15 protein-coding genes are annotated in these 16984 nt (G+C 74.2%); 9 read left to right on the top strand and 6 right to left on the bottom strand.

Translation table 11 applies throughout. The features are described 5' to 3' along the window. Nucleotides 1-22: 22 nt before the first annotated feature. Together treY and treZ are read left to right on the top strand one after the other, a co-directional pair. Nucleotides 23-2254, top strand: a complete 2232-nt coding sequence (treY, locus tag OG455_RS30110; RefSeq protein WP_266299095.1) for a malto-oligosyltrehalose synthase — start codon at nt 23-25, stop codon at nt 2252-2254. After that, entirely contained in the window at nt 2254-3960 is a 1707-nt protein-coding gene (treZ, locus tag OG455_RS30105) for a malto-oligosyltrehalose trehalohydrolase (protein WP_266299093.1), read from the top strand. The genes treY and treZ overlap by 1 nt, the downstream gene beginning before the upstream one ends. Here the strand turns inward: treZ and OG455_RS30100 are convergent. Both OG455_RS30100 and OG455_RS30095 read right to left on the bottom strand, forming a co-directional pair. Beyond that, a complete protein-coding gene (locus OG455_RS30100; RefSeq protein WP_266299091.1) occupies nt 3938-4828 on the bottom strand; it encodes a transketolase family protein in 891 nt (296 codons plus the stop codon). The genes treZ and OG455_RS30100 overlap by 23 nt on opposite strands. Nucleotides 4829-4845: 17 nt before the next feature. Next, on the bottom strand, nt 4846-5520 hold the full coding sequence (locus OG455_RS30095; protein ID WP_266299089.1) for a transketolase: 675 nt from the start codon (nt 5518-5520) through the stop codon (nt 4846-4848). 55 nt (nt 5521-5575) lie between these two features. On the opposite strand from OG455_RS30095, the gene soxR reads away from it, so the two are divergent. The 3 genes from soxR (at nt 5576) to OG455_RS30080 (ending at nt 7022) form a co-directional block, all read left to right on the top strand. Then, nucleotides 5576-6028: a redox-sensitive transcriptional activator SoxR gene (soxR, locus tag OG455_RS30090; RefSeq protein WP_266299087.1), complete on the top strand. Its 453-nt coding sequence runs from the start codon at nt 5576-5578 to the stop codon at nt 6026-6028. Nucleotides 6029-6167: 139 nt separating this feature from the next. After that, nucleotides 6168-6551, top strand: coding sequence for a hypothetical protein (locus tag OG455_RS30085; protein WP_266299085.1), 384 nt, complete (start codon nt 6168-6170; stop codon nt 6549-6551). Between the two features lie 87 nt (nt 6552-6638). Beyond that, a complete protein-coding gene (locus OG455_RS30080) occupies nt 6639-7022 on the top strand; it encodes a VOC family protein (RefSeq protein WP_266299083.1) in 384 nt (127 codons plus the stop codon). On the opposite strand, the gene coaE is transcribed toward OG455_RS30080, so the two are convergent. Together coaE and OG455_RS30070 are read right to left on the bottom strand one after the other, a co-directional pair. Beyond that, nucleotides 7003-7611, bottom strand: a complete 609-nt coding sequence (coaE, locus tag OG455_RS30075; protein ID WP_266299081.1) for a dephospho-CoA kinase — start codon at nt 7609-7611, stop codon at nt 7003-7005. The genes OG455_RS30080 and coaE overlap by 20 nt on opposite strands. A gap of 9 nt (nt 7612-7620) precedes the next feature. Beyond that, nucleotides 7621-8268: an MBL fold metallo-hydrolase gene (locus tag OG455_RS30070; RefSeq protein ID WP_266299079.1), complete on the bottom strand. Its 648-nt coding sequence runs from the start codon at nt 8266-8268 to the stop codon at nt 7621-7623. A 63-nt stretch (nt 8269-8331) separates the two neighbouring features. Here OG455_RS30070 and OG455_RS30065 point away from each other — a divergent pair, with 63 nt between their 5' ends. Next, nucleotides 8332-8787, top strand: a complete 456-nt coding sequence (locus OG455_RS30065; RefSeq protein ID WP_266299077.1) for a MarR family winged helix-turn-helix transcriptional regulator — start codon at nt 8332-8334, stop codon at nt 8785-8787. A gap of 101 nt (nt 8788-8888) precedes the next feature. Then, nucleotides 8889-9092 (top strand): hypothetical protein, encoded by a 204-nt coding sequence (locus OG455_RS30060; RefSeq protein WP_266299075.1) that lies wholly within the window; start codon nt 8889-8891, stop codon nt 9090-9092. On the opposite strand, the gene OG455_RS30055 is transcribed toward OG455_RS30060, so the two are convergent. Together OG455_RS30055 and rpsA are read right to left on the bottom strand one after the other, a co-directional pair. Beyond that, on the bottom strand, nt 9079-11319 hold the full coding sequence (locus OG455_RS30055) for an MMPL family transporter (RefSeq protein ID WP_266301008.1): 2241 nt from the start codon (nt 11317-11319) through the stop codon (nt 9079-9081). The two genes, OG455_RS30060 and OG455_RS30055, sit on opposite strands and share 14 nt — an antisense overlap. A 257-nt stretch (nt 11320-11576) precedes the next feature. Further along, nucleotides 11577-13067, bottom strand: a complete 1491-nt coding sequence (gene rpsA / locus OG455_RS30050; RefSeq protein WP_266299073.1) for a 30S ribosomal protein S1 — start codon at nt 13065-13067, stop codon at nt 11577-11579. Between the two features lie 440 nt (nt 13068-13507). Here rpsA and OG455_RS30045 point away from each other — a divergent pair, with 440 nt between their 5' ends. Together OG455_RS30045 and hrpB are read left to right on the top strand one after the other, a co-directional pair. After that, nucleotides 13508-14350: a class I SAM-dependent methyltransferase gene (locus OG455_RS30045; protein WP_266299071.1), complete on the top strand. Its 843-nt coding sequence runs from the start codon at nt 13508-13510 to the stop codon at nt 14348-14350. A gap of 123 nt (nt 14351-14473) precedes the next feature. Then, nucleotides 14474-16972: an ATP-dependent helicase HrpB gene (gene hrpB, locus OG455_RS30040; protein ID WP_266299069.1), complete on the top strand. Its 2499-nt coding sequence runs from the start codon at nt 14474-14476 to the stop codon at nt 16970-16972. The last annotated feature ends 12 nt before the right edge of the window (nt 16973-16984 follow it).

Raw genomic sequence — 16984 nt, 5'->3', positions numbered from 1 at the left:
GCGTACCGGGTAGGCATGGGGTGTGATCTCACCCCCTACGGCGAGTTACCGCCTGCAGCTGCAGCCCTCGTTCACGCTCGTGGACGCCGCGGCGGCCGTCCCCTACCTGGCCGGGCTCGGCGTCTCCCATCTCCACCTGTCCCCACTGCTGGAGGCGACCCCCGGCTCCAGCCACGGGTACGACACGGTCGACCACACCCGGATCAGCGAACAGCTGGGCGGCGAGCGGGCCTTGCGCGCGCTCGCCGCCGCCGGCCGCGAGCACGGGCTGCGGCTGATCGCCGACATCGTCCCCAACCACATGGCGCTGCCGGTGCCGGAGCGGCTCAACCACCCGCTCTGGCAGGTGCTGCGCGACGGGCCGCAGTCGCCCTACGCACACTGGTTCGACATCGACTGGGCGGCCCAGGGCGGCCGGATCCTGCTGCCGGTGCTGGGTGACCGGCTCGGCGCGGTGCTGGACCAGCTGAAGGTGGACCAGGACACCCTGCGCTACTACGACCACGTCTTCCCGCTGCGCCCGGGCACCGAGCGGCTGCCGCTGCGCGAGCTGCTCACCCGGCAGCACTACCGGCTGGCCTGGTGGCGGCTGGCCGGCACCGAGCTCAACTACCGCCGCTTCTTCAGCATCAACGAGCTGATCGCGCTGCGGGTGGAGGACCCGGAGGTGTTCCGGGCCACCCACGCGGTGCTGCTGCGGCTGCACGCCGAGGGGGTGATCGACGGCTTCCGGGTCGACCACCCCGACGGGCTGGCCGACCCGCGCGGCTACCTGCGCCGCCTGGCCGAGGCCTCCGGCGGCGCCTACACGGTGGTGGAGAAGATCCTCACCGGCCAGGAGCGGCTGCCGGGCGACTGGCCGTGCGCGGGGACCACCGGCTACGACGCCCTGCGGCACGTCGACGGGGTGCTGACCGACGGCGCCGGGGTGCGCCGGCTGGCCGGGCTCTACGCCGACTACACCGGCCTGCGCTCCTCGGCCGCCGAGCAGGCCCGGCTGGGCCGCGCCGAGATGACCTGCCCGCAGGGCGAACTGGCCGCCGAGATGAACCGGCTGGTCCGCCTGGCCGAGCGGATCGGCGCCGCCGAACCCGAGCTGGCCGACCACGCGCCGGCCGCGGTGCGCGAGGCGCTCTGCGAGCTGTTCACCCACTACACGGTCTACCGGCCCTACCTGCAGACCGCCGAGCGGACCGTCACCACGCCGGAGTCGACCACCGAGTTCGTCGAGCTGCTGACCCAGGGGCACCTGGGCGCGGGGCCGCTCAAGGACGAGTTCCGCACCCGGTTCGCGCAGACCGCCTCGGCGGTGGCGGCCAAGGGCGTGGAGGACACCGCCTTCTACCGCTGGTACCCGCTGCTGAGCCTGAACGAGGTGGGCGGCGACCCGGCGCACCCGGGCGTCGACCCGGCCGACTTCCACCGCTGGTGCGAGGAGATCCAGCGCAACTGGCCGCTGACCATGACCGCCCTCTCCACCCACGACACCAAGCGCAGCGCGGACGCCAGGGCCCGGCTCGCGGTGCTCGCCGAGCTGCCCGAGCGGTGGTCCCAGGAGTGCCTGGCCTGGTCGGAGCTGGTGGACGGGCCGGCCGACCGCAACGCGCAGTGGCTGCTCTGGCAGACCCTGGTGGCCGCCTGGCCCCTCGGGGGCGAGCGGCTGCGGCAGGTGCTGCTCAAGTCGGTCCGCGAGGCGAAGCAGGCCACCAGCTGGACCGCCCAGGACCCGGTCTACGAGGCCGCGGTGACCGACCACGCCGAGGCCGTCCTCGCCTCGCCCGAGCTGATGGCGCGGATCGGCGCGTTCGTCGCGTTCCTGGAGCCCTACGCACGCAGCAACAGCCTCTCGGCCGCGCTGCTGCACCTCACCATGCCCGGGGTCCCCGACCTCTACCAGGGCTCGGAACTTCCGCTGCACACCCTGGTCGACCCGGACAACCGGGCACCGGTGGACTTCGACGTCCCGGAAGTCGACCTCTCCGACTTCGCGCGCCGCAAACTACGCCTGACCCGCACCGCCCTGCACCTGACCAGACCACTGGGCCGCTACCGGCCGCTGGAGGCCGGCGAGCACCTGATCGCCTACCAGCGCGGCCCGGACATCACCGTGGTCGCCACCCGGCTGCCCTACGCACTGGCGCGGCGCGGGGAGCCCGCCGTGCTGGAGCTGCCCGGCCAGTGGCGGGACCTGCTGACCGACCGTCCGTTCGACGGTGTGGTGGACACCGTCGCCCTGCTCGCCCGGGAGGCGTGATGCGAGCCGTCGTCGAGTATCGCGTGTGGGCACCGACCGCCGAGCGGGTCGAGGTCGAGGTGGACGGGACCGCGCACCCGCTGGCCCCGGGCGAGGGCGGCTGGTGGCAGGGCGAGGCGCCGGCCGGGCAGGGGTACGGCTTCCGGCTGGACGGCGCCCGGGCGCTGCCCGATCCGCGCTCGGCCCGGCTGCCCGACGGCCCGGACGGCCTGAGCCGAGCCGTCGACCACGCCGCCTTCCGCTGGTCGGACACCGACTGGCACGGGCGGCCGCTGCCCGGCGCCGTGGTCTACGAGCTGCACATCGGCACCTTCACCCCGGCCGGTACCTTCGCCGGGGCGATCGAGCGCCTGGACCACCTGGTCGAGCTGGGCGTGGACTTCGTGGAGCTGCTGCCGGTCTGCCCCTTCCCCGGCCGGCACGGCTGGGGCTACGACGGGGTGGCGCCGTGGGCGGTGCACGAGCCCTACGGCGGCCCCGAGGGGCTCAAGCGCTTCGTGGACGCGGCGCACCGCGAGGGCCTGGGCGTGATCCTGGACGTGGTGCACAACCACCTGGGCCCCTCCGGCAACTACCTGCCCGCCTTCGGTCCGTACTTCACCGAGCGGCACCAGACCCCCTGGGGCGCGGCGGTCAACCTGGACGCGCCCGGCTCGGACGAGGTGCGGGCCTACCTGAGGGGCAGCGCGCTGGCCTGGCTGCGCGACTACCGGATCGACGGCCTGCGGCTGGACGCGGTCCACGCCTTGGTGGACGACCGGGCGACGCACTTCCTGGAGGAACTCGCCACCGCCGTCGAGCGCCTGGCCGCCGAGCTGAACCGCCCGCTGTTCCTCATCGGCGAGTCGGACCTGAACGACCCGCGCCTCGTCACCCCCCGGCAGGCCGGCGGCCTGGGGCTGGGCGCGCAGTGGAGCGACGACTTCCACCACGCGCTGCACGCGGCGGCCACCGGTGAACGGCAGGGCTACTACGCCGACTTCGGCCGCGCCCCGCTGGCCGCGCTGGCCCGCACGCTGACCCGCGGCTGGTTCCACGACGGCACCTTCTCCTCGTTCCGCGGGCGCCACCACGGCCGGCCGTTCCCGCCGGCCGAGGGCCACCGGCTGCTCGGCTACGCGCAGACCCACGACCAGATCGGCAACCGGGCCCGGGGCGACCGCCTGACGGCGGGTCAACTCGCGCTGACCGCACCGCTGGTCCTCACCTCGCCGTTCACCCCGATGCTCTTCATGGGCGAGGAGTGGGGGGCCGCAACGCCCTGGCAGTACTTCACCGACCACACCGATCCCGACCTGGCCCAGGCGGTGCGCCAGGGTCGGCGGCGGGAGTTCACGGCGTTCGGCTGGGCGGCCGAGGAGGTGCCCGATCCGCAGGACCGGGCCACGGTGCTGCGCTCGACCCTGGACTGGAGCGAGCCGCGCTCCGGCGAGCACGCCGAACTGCTCCGCTGGTACCGCCGGTTGATCCGGCTGCGGCGGGAGCATCCGGCGCTGCTCGACCCGGACCTCAGCACCGTGCGGGTGGACTTCGACGAGGCGGCCGGGCAGCTCACCGTGCACCGGGGCGGGTTCCGGGTGGCGGTGAACTTCGGCGAGAAGCCCGGCGAGGCGCCCGCCGGCACCCTGCTGGCGAGCTGGGGCGAGGTGGCGGCGGGGCGGCTGGGCCCGCGCTCCTGCGCGATCACCGCGACAGGAACCCGGTGATGCTCGCGCGCAGCCCGGCCGGGTCCAGGCCGTAGGCCGCCAGGTGCTCGTCCATCGACCCGTAGTGCCGGTGCTCCTCGCGCGGGACGCCCAGGCCCAGCACCCGGTGCGGCAGGTCGGCGAGCGCCTGGTGCGCCTCGTTGTTGGAGGTGCCGGCCAGGTACGGCTCCACCAGCACCACGTCGGTGGAGCCGGCGGCGCGCAGCGCGGCGGCGTCGAAGGGCCGCACCGAGGCGGCGTACAGGACGGTGGTGTCCAGCCCCTCGGTCGCGGCCAGCACCGCGTCGAGCAGCGGGCCGACGGCGACGACGGTGGCGCCCGCGCCCTGGCGGACCGTCAGGAACCGTCCGGGTTCGACGGCCCGCGCCCGGGCGTTCTGCTGCAGCGAGAGCCGGACGTAGACGTTGCGGTCCCCGTCGGCCACCGCGTGCCGCAGCAGCGCCTCGGCCTCGTCGGGGTGCCCGGGCACGTGCACCGTCCAGCCCGGCAGCGTGTCGAGCAGCGCCACGTCCCCCGGGCTCATGTGGGTGCGGCCGCCGGCCGGCCAGTCGTACGAGCCCAGCGCGCTGACCAGCACCGCGCCCACGCCCTGGTGGCCCAGGTCGAGCTTGACCTGCTCGAAGGGCCGCTCGATCAGGAAGCTCGCGAAGGTGTGCGCGATGGGCCGCAGCCCGGCCAGCGCCAGCCCGCCGGTCACCCCGATCATGAGCTGCTCGCGGATGCCGACGTTGAGCACCCGGTCGGGGTGCGCGGCGGCGGCCTCCGTGAAGCCGGCGGCGCTGATGTCGGCGAGCACCAGGGCGGTGCGCGGGTCCTGGTCCAGCAACTCGGCCGCCACGGTGACGAAACGCTCCCGCATGGTGTCCATCCGTCTTCTCCCCCTGCTCAGTTCTTGGGCTCGACCCGGGCGATCACGGCGTGCGGCCGGCCCGGGTGCTCGGTGGTGAAAGCGCCGTACAGCGCCGCGTGGTCGTGCCCGTCGACGGTCACCGCCGACCAGCCGGCCGCCGTGAACCGGGTGGCGATGCCGCCGCTCCAGCCGTGCGTGGCCGAGGAGTTGTCGATCACCACGGCGTGCAGCCGCTCCAGCCCGATCGCCCCGGCGTAGGCCAGCGCCTCGTGGTTGCTGCCCTCGTCGAACTCGGCGTCCCCGAGCAGCGTCCAGACCGCCGGGCCACTCAGCCCCTGGGCGCGCAGCCCCAGCGCGGTGCCCACCGCCAGCGGCAGGCCGTGCCCCAGCGAACCGGAGCCGATCTCCACCCCGGGCACCAGGGTGCGGTCGGGGTGGTGGCCCAGCGGCGAGTGGTAGCCGCCGAAGCCGTCGAGCCACTCCTCGGGCAGCAAGCCCTTGGCCGCCAGCACCGCGTAGTAGGCCATCGGCCCGTGGCCCTTGGAGAGCAGGAACCGGTCCCGCTCCGGGTCCCGCGGGTCCGCCACCCGCAGCACCCGCTCGTAGAGCACCCAGAGCGCGTCGAGGGTGGAGAGCGCGGCCGGGCCGTGCTTGTCGGCCCCGGTCATCCGGCCCATCAGGCCGGGCAGTTCCCCGTACGTCTTGATCATGCGACCAGGGTGCTACTTCAAGCCCACTTGAGGTCAAGCCCTAGAATCCGCTCCCATGAACGCCCACCTGAGCATCGGCGAACTCGCCGCCCGCAGCGGCCTGGCCCCCTCCGCGCTGCGCTACTACGAGGAGCTCGGCCTGATCCACGCCGAGCGCACCCCCGGCGGCCGCCGCGTCTTCGCCCGCCAGACGCTGCGCCGGGTCGCCTTCGTCCGCGCCGCCCAGCGCGTGGGCCTCTCCCTGGACGAGGCCCGCGCCGCGATGGCCGACCTCCCCGTCGACCGCTCCCCCAGTGCCGCCGAGTGGCGCCCGGTGGCCACCACCTGGCAGTCCCGGATCGACCAGCAGATCGCCGACCTGCAGCGCCTGCGCGACCACCTCACCGGCTGCATCGGCTGCGGCTGCCTCTCGCTGGGCAAGTGCGCCCTCTACAACCCCCACGACACCCAGGGCGCCGAGGGACCCGGCGCCCGCAGACTGCTGCCCCGGCGCACGCAGCCGTCCTGACACCCTGCACGGCCAGGATGCTTCGTATTCAATCGAAGGTGGGGTTTGGCTCAACCCGGCACACTTTCCTGCCGATGCTCCCAGCGGAGCGAGTCCCGGACGACGGGCTCGCCCGCACCCGGAAAAGGAGACGACGCTCATGATGCGACGCAAGGTCGTGCTGGGAGCCTGTGCCATGGCGATGACGCTGGCGGCGGGCGTGGGCTGGACCGTCCAGGCCAACGCCGACGACACCGCCGACACCCAGCCGGCCCAGCAGGCCCAGCCGGCCGCCGCCCAGGCGTTCGAGGGCTACCAGATCGTCACGCTCGACAACGCCAACGTCGGCAACTTCCAGCGCCGGACCGTCTACTGCCCGAACGGCAAGAAGGCCATCGGCGGCGGCGCCGAGGCCCGGGGCAACGACTCGATCCTGAACGGCAGCTTCCCGACCGAGGACGGCAACGGCTGGATCGGCATCGGCCACCAGCCCGGCTACTCCTCGGTGGGCATCAGCGTCTACGTGGTCTGCGCCCACGTCTGACCGCGCCCACGTCTGACCGCGCCACCGGCTCGGGCGGCGGCACCGGAAGTGACCGGTGCCGCCGCCCGATCGCCTACGCTCTCCCCCATGATCACCCTCACCGCCCTCCTCGTCCGCGACTACGACGAGGCCATCGACTTCTACGTCAACGCCGTCGGCTTCGAGCTGCGGGAGGACAGCCCGCGCGGGGACGGCGGGCGGTGGGTGGTGGTGGGGCCGCGCGGCGGGGACGGGGCCGGGCTGCTGCTGGCACGGCCGTCCAAGGCGGAGCAGGTGGCGCGGATCGGGGACCAGACCGGCGGCCGGGTGGGCTGGTTCCTGCACAGCGCCGACTTCGAGGGCGACCACGCGCGGATGGCCGCCGCCGGGGTCCGGTTCCTGGAGGAGCCGCGGCGGGAGGCCTACGGCACGGTGGCGGTCTTCGCCGACCTCTACGGCAACCGCTGGGACCTCATCCAGCCGTCGACGTGAGCCGCTCCCACACGGCCGCGACCCGCCGCTCCAACTCCTCGACCGTGCCGTTGTTCGCCACCACCAGGTCGGCCGCCGCCAGCCGCTGCTCGCGGGTGGCCTGGGCGGCCATCCGGGAACGGGCCTCGTCCTCGGACATGCCGCGCAGCCGGACCAGGCGGTCCAGACGCACCGACTCGTCGGCGTCGACCACGATCACCTGGTCGTAGAGCGGCTGCAGGCCGTTCTCGACCAGCAGCGGGACGTCGTGGACCACCACGGCGCCGGGGGCGGCGGCCGCCTCCAGCTCGGCCGAGCGGGCCCGGACCAGCGGGTGGACGATCGCGTTCAGCGCCCGCAACCGCGCGGGGTCGCCGAAGACGATCGCACCCAGCGCCGGCCGGTCCAGCGCGCCGTCGGCGCCCAGCACGCCGGGGCCGAACTCCGCGGCCACCGCGGCGAGTCCGGGCGTGCCGGGGGCCACCACCTCGCGGGCGATCCGATCGGAGTCGATCAGCACCGCGCCGAGCGCGACCAGCAGGTCCGCGACCGCGCTCTTGCCCGCCCCGATGCCGCCGGTCAGTCCGATCTTCCGCCCGCTCTTGCGCATGGCCGCAGACTACACAGCGTCGAGCTCCAGGCCGGCGCCGGGCCGCAGGTGGCCGTAGGGCACCCCGGTGCCCGGCCCGTGCTCGCCGAGCCAGCGCTCGCCGATGCCGAGCCCGATGTCGCTGAGCACCGCGTCGTGAATGCCCAGCACCCGGCCCGGCGCCAGCTCGCGGACGTAGTCGATCAGCTCGCCGACCTTGTTCCACGGCCCGGCGATCGGCAGCAGCAGGGTGGCCACGGGCTGCTCCGGCACGGTCAGCGCGTCCCCCGGGTGGAAGAGCCGGCCGTCCAGCAGGAAGCCGATGTTGGAGACCGGCGGCGCGTCGGGGTGGATGACGGCGTGCCACTCCCCGTGCACCAAGACGTCGATCCCGCCGACTTCGAACGCGTCCCCCGCGCCGACCACGCTCACAGCGGCGCCGAGACCGGCCAGCTGGTCGGCGACCGCGCGGTTGGTCCAGATCCGCAGGCCCGGATTGGCGGCCAGGGCGGCGCGGACCTGGTCCTCGGTGAAGTGGTCGAAGTGCTCGTGGGTGATCAGCAGCGCGTCGGCACCCTCGACCGCCGCCGGCTCGGTGAACAGGCCCGGGTCGATGACCACAGTGGTGTCGTTCTGCTCGATGCGGACGCACGCGTGTCCAAACTTGGTCAGCTTCATACAGCAGGACTGTACAGCAAGGCTGCACAGCTCAGCTGTACATATCGCGGGTAGAGTGGTCGCATGGACAATCCTCCGCCGATCGAGCCGCAGGCCGACGGGCCGCCGACCGCCGGCCTGCAACTCGCCGCCGACCTGCGCGCCGCCCTCGGCGACCTGGTGCGCCGGGTGCGGCACGCCGAGTCCGCGCTGCCACAGAACCAGGCCGGCGCCCTGGGCTGGCTGGTCCGCGAGGGCCCGCACACCACCGCCGAGCTGGCCGACCGCCAGCGGGTGCGCCACCAGTCGATGGCCCGCACCGTGGCCCTGCTGCTCCAGGCCGGCCTGATCCGCCAGGAGCGCCACCCCACCGACGGCCGCAAGCTCGTGCTGACCGCCACCGAGGCGGGCATGGCCACCCTCCAGGGCCAGCGCCGCCGGCGCGAGCAGCACCTGGCCGCCGCCATCGAGCGCGAGCTGACCGAGTCGGAGCGGCAGACCCTGCGCCAGGCCGTCGACCTCCTGCGGCGGATCACCTGACCCGCGCTCGCTTCGCCGCAGTCACTTTCGCCGCAGTCACTTTCGCCGCGGTCGCGCGTTAGCAGGGCAGACCCGTTCCGCCCAGCCCTAAGGACCCTCGCGTGACCTCGCTGCGCACCTCCCCGCCCTCCCGCCCGGTGCCCGCCCCCGCCCTGCTGTCGAAGCGCCGCGCGCTGCCGCTGCTGACCGTCGCCCTCTGCGGCCTGATCCTCGCCGGCGCCGGCAGCGCCGCGGCCTGCGACTCCGCCAACCTCGGCGGCGCGCTCAACTCCGGCTTCGGCAACGCCTGCGTCAACGGCGAGTGAGCTCGGGTCCGACCGGTTCGGGCCCCGCCAGCTGAGGTTGTGGGCTGCGCGGAGCCGGCACCGAGGCGCCGGCCGGTACCGCCAGCGGCGGCAGCGCCACGTGCTCGCGCAGCCCGAACCGGCGGTAGAGCTTGCGCAGCGGGGCCGGCGCCCACCAGTTGAACTCGCCGAAGAGCGACATCGCGGCCGGCACCAGCAGGCAGCGCACCAGCGTGGCGTCCACCGCGACGGCCACCGCCAGCGCGATGCCCATCTCCTTGACCATCAGCATCTGCCCGGCCGCGAACCCCGCGAAGACGATCACCATCAGCAGCGCGGCCGAGGTGATGATCCGACCGCTGCGCTGCAGGCCCAGCTGCACCGACTGCTTGCAGTCGTACCCCTGGTCCCGCAGCTCCTTGATCCGCGCCAGCAGGAAGACCTCGTAGTCCATCGAGAGGCCGAAGGCGAAGGCGAAGACCAGCACCGGGATGAAGGTCTCCAGCCCCCCGGTCGGGGTGAAGCCGAGCAGCCCGCTGAACCAGCCGTGCTGGAAGACCATGGTCAGCGCGCCCAGCGAGCAGCCCAGCGAGAGCAGGTTCATCAGCAGCGCCTTGACCGGCATCACCACCGAGCCGGTCATCAGGAAGAGCAGCACCAGGGTGCCGAGCGCGACCAGTCCCAGCGCCCACGGCCCGCGGTCGACCAGCTCGTGCTGGAAGTCGACCACGCTCGCGGCGTCCCCGGTCACGTAGGTGGTCAGGCCGCCCCGGTCGGCGCGCAGCTCGTCCACCACCCGCTTGGCCTGCCCGCCCTGCGGATCACCCTGCACCAGCACCTCGACGGTGCTCAGGCCGGTGCCCGCCGGCTGCACCGCGCGCACCCCGGCGACCCCGGGCAGCTTGGCCACCACGTCGTCGGCATAGTGCGCTGCCGCCTGCGCGCTGCCCTGCACCACCACGGTGACCGGCGCGGGCGCCAGCTGCGGGAACCGCTGCGCGATGGTGTCCGAGACCTGGCGGCCCGCCGAGCTGGTGGGCAGCACGGCCGCGCCGGTGGAGCGCATCTCGGCGTGCACGAACGGCGCGCCGGCGGCGGTCAGCAGGGCGACGCAGATCAGCGCGACCGGGACGGCCCGGCGCTGCACCCGGCGCACGGTGCGGGCGAAGAAGCCCTCGTCCGGCTCCGCGTGCTTGGGTGGCTTGATCCGGTGCCCGGCGAAGCCGAGCAGCGCGGGCACCAGGGTCAGCGCGGCCAGCACCGCGATCACGACCACGCTGACGCCGGCCGCCCCGACCGCCCGCAGCACGGGGTTGGTGAAGACGAAGAGACCGCTGAGCGCGACCGCCACGGTCAGGCCGGAGAAGGCGACGGTGCGCCCGGCCGTCGCGGCCGTCCGGTCGACGGCGGCGGCCAGGTCCGCGCCGCGCCCGCGCTCCTCGCGGAAGCGGTTGACCATCAGCAGCGCGTAGTCGATGGACAGGCCCAGGCCCAGCACGGTGGCGATCGGCAGCACGCTGGTGTCGATGTCCATGATGTGGCTGAAACCGAACATCGCCAGCAGCGCCCCGCCGACCGAGGCGATCGCGCCGATCACCGGCAGGCTGGCCGCGGCGAGCCCGCCGAAGACGAGCACCATGACGACCAGCGTGAGCGGCAGTGTGACGATCTCGCCGAACTTGGTGTCGGACTGGGTCTGGTCCTTGACCTCCTGCTGCAGCACCAGGTCGCCGCCGACCGTGACGTGGCCGCCGGGCGGCTGCATCGCGGCGAGCCGCTGGCTGACCGCCTGCTGCTGCGCGGCGGTGGAGTCGGCGGCCATCCTGACGTCGACCAGGCTCGCCGAGCCGTCGGCGGAGCGCAGCGCCTGCTGCCCGTCCTGGTAGGCGTCGGCGACCGAGAGCACCCCGGGCAGCCCGGTCAGATCCCGGGCGGTGGCCGTGACGGTCCCGCGCACGGCCGGGGTGTCCACCGGCTGCCCGGCGACCACGGCGGTGATGGTGCCCGCGGACGGATCGGCGGCGGCGACCACCGCAGCGCCCCGGGCCGACTCGTAGCCGCCGGCCGAGGTGTTGGTGACCGAGCTGTCGAAGACCCGGCCCCCGATCAGCACCCCGAGCGCCAGCACGGCCACCCAGAAGGCGAGCACCCAGCGCCGGTGGCGGTGGCAGAAGCGACCCAGCGCGGCGAGCCTGCCGGGAGCGAGCGCGGCCGCGGGCGCGGGAGGTGAAGCGGCAGATGAGCGCATCAAGCGGAATGCCTAGCGTTCGGGGCGAGGGAGCCCGTCGGGCAACTCATCCCACGCTAGGTCTTCTGTCCTAAAACGCCCATAAGATCGTGATGAGCGCCTTATCACACCAAATCCGGCACTCCGCTCGGGAACCGGCACGGGAACGCCTCAGGAACCAAGCTCCCGAACCGGCTCACCACATGGCAGTGGGCCCCCACCCGGTCACCCGGGTGGGGGCCCACTCAGTTCAACTCACGCGGAGTCGCGCTGTGCGATCAGCTCTGGCCGCCGGCCAGCTTCTCGCGCAGGGCGGCCAGCGCCTCGTCCGAGGCGAGGGCGCCGGCGCCCTCGTCGCTGGAGGAGGAGTAGTTGCCACCGGCGGCGGCGGCAACCGCGTCGCCACCCTCGGCAGCGGCCTCGGCATCGGCCTCGCGGCTCTTGATGACCTGGGCCTGGTGCTGCTCGAAGCGGCTCTGCGCCTCGGCGTACTGGCCCTCCCAGGCCTCACGCTGCTTCTCGAAGCCGTCGAGCCAGTCGTTGGCCTCGGGGTCGAAGCCCTCCGGGTAGATGTAGTTACCCGCGTCGTCGTACGAGGCAGCCATGCCGTAGAGGGTCGGGTCGAACTCGACCGTCGCCGGGTCGGCACCGAGGGACTCGTTGGCCTGCTTCAGCGAGAGGCTGATGCGGCGGCGCTCAAGGTCGATGTCGATGACCTTGACGAAGATCTCGTCGCCGACCTGGACGACCTGCTCCGGGATCTCCACGTGGCGCTCGGCCAGCTCGGAGATGTGGACCAGGCCCTCGATGCCCTCGTCGACGCGCACGAACGCACCGAACGGAACGAGCTTGGTGACCTTACCGGGAACGACCTGGCCGATCTGGTGCGTCCGGGCGAACTGCTGCCACGGGTCCTCCTGGGTCGCCTTCAGCGACAGGGAGACGCGCTCGCGGTCCATGTCAACGTCGAGAACCTCGACGGTGACCTCCTGGCCGACCTCGACAACCTCGGACGGGTGGTCGATGTGCTTCCAGGACAGCTCGGAGACGTGCACCAGGCCGTCGACGCCACCCAGGTCCACGAAGGCACCGAAGTTGACGATGGAGGAGACGACGCCGGAGCGCACCTGACCCTTCTGCAGGGTGGTGAGGAAGGTCTGGCGGACCTCGCTCTGGGTCTGCTCCAGCCAGGCACGGCGGGACAGGACCACGTTGTTGCGGTTCTTGTCCAGCTCGATGATCTTGGCCTCGAGCTCCTTGCCCACGTAGGGCTGCAGGTCGCGGACGCGGCGCATCTCGACCAGGGACGCCGGCAGGAAGCCACGGAGGCCGATGTCGAGGATGAGACCACCCTTGACGACCTCGATGACGGTACCGGTGACGATCCCGTCCTCTTCCTTGATCTTCTCGATCGTGCCCCAGGCGCGCTCGTACTGCGCGCGCTTCTTGGACAGGATCAGACGACCCTCCTTGTCCTCCTTCTGGAGAACCAGGGCCTCGATCTCGTCGCCGACCTTGACGACCTCGTGCGGGTCAACGTCGTGCTTGATCGAGAGCTCGCGGGAGGGGATGACACCCTCGGTCTTGTAACCGATGTCGAGGAGCACCTCGTCACGGTCGACCTTCACGATGATGCCCTCAACGATGTCGCCATCGTTGAAGTACTTGATGGTCTCGTCGATCGCCGCGAGGAATGCTTCCGCGTCGCCGATGTCGTTGACCGCAACCTGCGGGGTGGTGCTGACAGAGGTGTCGGTGGGGCTCGTCATTAGGAAAAGGGCTCCGGTACGGACATGAAGTCGTAGGTAATGCCACGCGGGGGCCCGTATCGCTCCCACCGAAAGCCGGACAGCCAAGAACACGGCCCACCATCCTCGATTGCTCAAGAAGAGGTGTCCGTCTTGCGACCGTGGGGTCTTCGACAGATGCGAGCGCGACCTGCTCCGTCCGAGGCGCGCAGGCCCGCAGCGCAACTTGTAGCATACGGGGACAGCCGGGCATGGTCAACGTCGAAGGTCGCGCAACCGTCCAGGCCGGTATGGATCAAGCCATATCCTCCAACTGCGCGCCTCACGCGACCGGCCGGCCGACGTGGGGAGTGGCAGTTGAGGGGGCCCGCTCCCCGGATGCCACCGCCTGATCCCGCCCCCGAGGGGGTGGTGCCATGCAGCGGCGCTTTCCGCAGCCCCTACCCTACGCGAGGCGCACGATGACGCTTGACACCACCCCTGAGGCCGGCGCCCCGGAGGGCGAGGAGGAGGACCTCGCGCTGCGGCGGGCGGCGCCGGCCGAGGAGAGCAGCCGGGCCAGCCGCTCCTGGTGGGACCGCAACGCCGACGAGTACCAGGACGAGCACGGCGCCTTCCTCGGCGACGACCGGTTCACCTGGTGCCCCGAGGGCCTGGACGAGGCGGACGCCGCACTGCTCGGCCCGGTCGCCGGACAGGACGTGCTGGAGATCGGCGCGGGCGCCGCGCAGTGCTCGCGCTGGCTGCGCGCTCGGGGCGCCCGCCCGGTGGCGCTGGACATCTCGCACCGCCAGCTGCAGCACTCGCGCCGGATCGACCTGGGTCGCGGGGCGGAGCCCGTCGCGCTGGTGCAGGCGGACGCGGCGGTGCTGCCCTTCGCCGACGCCTCCTTCGACCTGGCCTGCTCGGCCTACGGGGCGGTGCCGTTCAGCGCCGACACCGCCGCGCTGATGCGCGAGGTGCACCGGGTGCTGCGGCCCGGCGGGCGCTGGGTCTTCTCCGTCACCCACCCGATCCGCTGGGCCTTCCCGGACGAGCCGGGGGTGGAAGGGCTGACCGCGACCGCCTCCTACTTCGACCGCACGCCCTACGTGGAGCAGGACGAGCAGGGGCGGGCCAGCTACGTCGAGCACCACCGCACGCTGGGCGACCGGGTGCGCGAGCTGGTCGCGGCCGGCTTCACGCTGCTCGACCTGGTGGAGCCGGAGTGGCCGGCCGGCCTGGAGCAGGAGTGGGGCGGCTGGAGCCCGCTGCGCGGCCGGCACATCCCGGGGACGGCGATCTTCGTGACCGGGCGGGGCTGAACCCGCCGGGGCCGAACCGGGCGCGGCCGAACGGGCGGGGCCGAACCGGGCGGGGCTGAACCCGCCGGGGCTGAACCCGCCGGGCTGGATCGGGGCTGATTGCCGGGGCTGAATACTGTCCGGGTGAACCTCGACCTGCCCGTCCGCAGCGCACTGCCGGCCCTGGCCGCCGCCCTCGACGAACGCGGGGTGGCCGTGCTCGCCGCTCCGCCCGGCACCGGCAAGACGACGCTGGTGCCGCTCGCGCTGGCCGGGCTGCTGGACCCGGCCGCGCCACGGCGCCGGGTGCTGGTGGCCGAGCCCCGGCGACTGGCGGTGCGGGCGGCGGCGCGCCGGATGGCCTGGCTGCTCGGGGAGCGCGAGGGCCTGCGGGTGGGGCACACCGTGCGCGGGGAGCGGGTGGTGGGGCCCTCGACGGTCATCGAGGTGGTCACCACCGGGGTGCTGCTGCAGCGGCTGCAGCGCGATCCGGAGCTGCCCGGGGTGGACGTGGTGCTGCTGGACGAGTGCCATGAACGCCACCTGGACGCGGACACCGCGCTCGCCTTCCTGCTGGACGTGCGCGCCGCGCTGCGCCCCGAACTCGCGGTGCTCGTCGCCTCCGCGACCTCGGACACCGAGGCCTGGGCCGCGCTGCTGGGCGACGCCCCGGTGGTGGCGGCGCACGGGACCGCGCACCCGGTGGAGGTGGTGTGGGCGCCGCCGCCGCGCGCCGTGCGGCCGCCGCAGGGCACCCGCACCGACCCGGCCCTGCTGGCGCACGTCGCGGCCACGATCCGGCGGGCACTGGCGGAACGCGCGGGCGACCTGCTCTGCTTCCTGCCCGGCGTCGGCGAGATCGCCCGGGTGGCCGGACAGCTGGGCGGGCTCGACACGGCCGTCCTGCAGCTGCACGGGCAGGCCCCGGCCGCCGTGCAGGACGCGGCGCTCGCGGTGGGCGAGCGGCGCCGGGTGATCCTGGCCACCTCGGTGGCCGAGTCCTCGCTGACCGTGCCGGGCGTGCGGATCGTGGTGGACTCCGGGCTGGCCCGCGAGCCGCGCACCGACCACGCGCGCGGGCTCGGCAGCCTGGTCACCGTGCGGGCCTCGCTGGCGGCCGGCCGCCAGCGGGCCGGGCGGGCCGGGCGCGAGGCGCCGGGCGCGGTCTACCGCTGCTGGGCCGAGGTGGCCGATGCCCACGCCCCGCGCTTCCCGACCCCCGAGATCGCCCTGGCCGACCTCACCGGCTTCGCGCTGCAGGCCGCCTGCTGGGGCGACCCGGACGCCACCGGGCTCGCACTGCCCGACCCGCCGCCGGCCGGGGCGATGGCGGCCGCCCGGCACACGCTGCTCGCGCTGGGCGCGCTGGCGCCGGACGGGCGCGCCACCGAGCGTGGGCGCCGGTTCGCGCGCACCGGCCTGCACCCGCGGCTGGCGCGCGCGCTGCTGGACGGCGCGCCGGTGGTGGGCCCCCGGCGCGCGGCGGAGGTGGTCGCGCTGCTCTCGGAGGAGCCTCCCCGGGAGCTGGGTGACGACCTGTCAGCGATCTGGCGCGCGGTGCGGGCCGGCAGCGACCCCTACGCCGGCCGCTGGCGGCAGGAGGTGCGGCGGCTGCGTGCCCAGGTGGACGGGCCCGAGCGCGCCGCGCTGCCGGACGCGGCCGCCGCCGGGCTGCTGGTCGCGCTCGCCCATCCGGAGCGGGTGGCCCGGGCGCGCGGCGGCGCCTTCCTGATGGCCTCCGGCACCGCCGCCGAGACCGCGCCCGGCTCGGCGCTGAGCGGCGCGTCCTGGCTGGCCGTCGCGGTCGCCGACCGCCCGGCGGGCGCGGCCACCGCCCGGGTCCAGCGGGCCGTGGTGATCGACGAGCAGAGTGCCCGCCGCGCGGCCGCCCACCTGCTCACCGAGCGGGACGAGGTGCGCTGGGCCGTCCCGCCCGGCAGCCGGCGCGGCGAGCTGGCGGCCCGTCGGCTCACCGCGCTGGGCGCGCTCGAACTGGACGCCGAGCGGCTCACCCGGCCCGACCCGGCCCTGGTGCGGGCCGCGCTGCTGGAGGGGCTGGAGCGGGAGGGGGTGGGCGAGCTGCTGCGCTGGCCGGAGGGCGCGACCTCGCTGCGCGCGCGGCTGGCCTTCCTGCACCACGCGATCGGCGCGCCGTGGCCGGACGTCAGCGACGCCGCGCTGCTCGCGGCGGCCGACGCCTGGCTGGAGCCCGAGCTCTCCCGCGCCCGGCGGCGGGCCGACCTGGAGCGCCTGGACACCGGCTCGGCCCTGCAACGCCTGCTCCCCTGGGCCACTGGCGAGGCCGGGCGGCTGGACGAGCTGGCGCCCGAACGGATCACCGTGCCGAGCGGCTCGCGGATCCGGGTCGACTACAGCGGCGAGCGCCCGGTGCTCGCCGTCAAGCTCCAGGAGCTCTTCGGCTGGGCGGCGGCCCCGGCCCTGGCCGGCGGCCGCATCCCGCTCACCGTCCACCTGCTCTCCCCCGCCGGGCGCCCGGCCGCCGTCACCGGTGACCTGGCCGGCTTCTGGCGCGAGGGCTACCGCGCCGTCCGCGCCGACCTGCGCGGCCGCTACCCGCGCCACCCCTGGCCCGAGGACCCGACCACGGCCGAGCCGACCCGGAGGGCGAACCCGCGGAAGTGAGCCTGGCCACGA

It is taken from the genome of Kitasatospora sp. NBC_01287 (assembly GCF_026340565.1).
In the GTDB taxonomy this organism is placed as follows: Bacteria; Actinomycetota; Actinomycetes; order Streptomycetales; family Streptomycetaceae; genus Kitasatospora.
Note: the sequence above shows the minus strand (reverse complement) of the source record. Positions and strands in the feature narration are given on the sequence as shown.

Coding starts and splice junctions, on each gene's coding strand:
- treZ (WP_266299093.1), top strand. CDS start 2,254: ATGCGAGCCGTCGTCGAGTATCGCGTGTGGGCACCGACCGCCGAGCGG.
- OG455_RS30100 (WP_266299091.1), bottom strand. CDS start 4,828: ATGGACACCATGCGGGAGCGTTTCGTCACCGTGGCGGCCGAGTTGCTG.
- OG455_RS30095 (WP_266299089.1), bottom strand. CDS start 5,520: ATGATCAAGACGTACGGGGAACTGCCCGGCCTGATGGGCCGGATGACC.
- soxR (WP_266299087.1), top strand. CDS start 5,576: ATGAACGCCCACCTGAGCATCGGCGAACTCGCCGCCCGCAGCGGCCTG.
- OG455_RS30085 (WP_266299085.1), top strand. CDS start 6,168: ATGATGCGACGCAAGGTCGTGCTGGGAGCCTGTGCCATGGCGATGACG.
- OG455_RS30080 (WP_266299083.1), top strand. CDS start 6,639: ATGATCACCCTCACCGCCCTCCTCGTCCGCGACTACGACGAGGCCATC.
- coaE (WP_266299081.1), bottom strand. CDS start 7,611: ATGCGCAAGAGCGGGCGGAAGATCGGACTGACCGGCGGCATCGGGGCG.
- OG455_RS30070 (WP_266299079.1), bottom strand. CDS start 8,268: ATGAAGCTGACCAAGTTTGGACACGCGTGCGTCCGCATCGAGCAGAAC.
- OG455_RS30065 (WP_266299077.1), top strand. CDS start 8,332: ATGGACAATCCTCCGCCGATCGAGCCGCAGGCCGACGGGCCGCCGACC.
- OG455_RS30055 (WP_266301008.1), bottom strand. CDS start 11,319: ATGCGCTCATCTGCCGCTTCACCTCCCGCGCCCGCGGCCGCGCTCGCT.
- rpsA (WP_266299073.1), bottom strand. CDS start 13,067: ATGACGAGCCCCACCGACACCTCTGTCAGCACCACCCCGCAGGTTGCG.
- OG455_RS30045 (WP_266299071.1), top strand. CDS start 13,508: ATGACGCTTGACACCACCCCTGAGGCCGGCGCCCCGGAGGGCGAGGAG.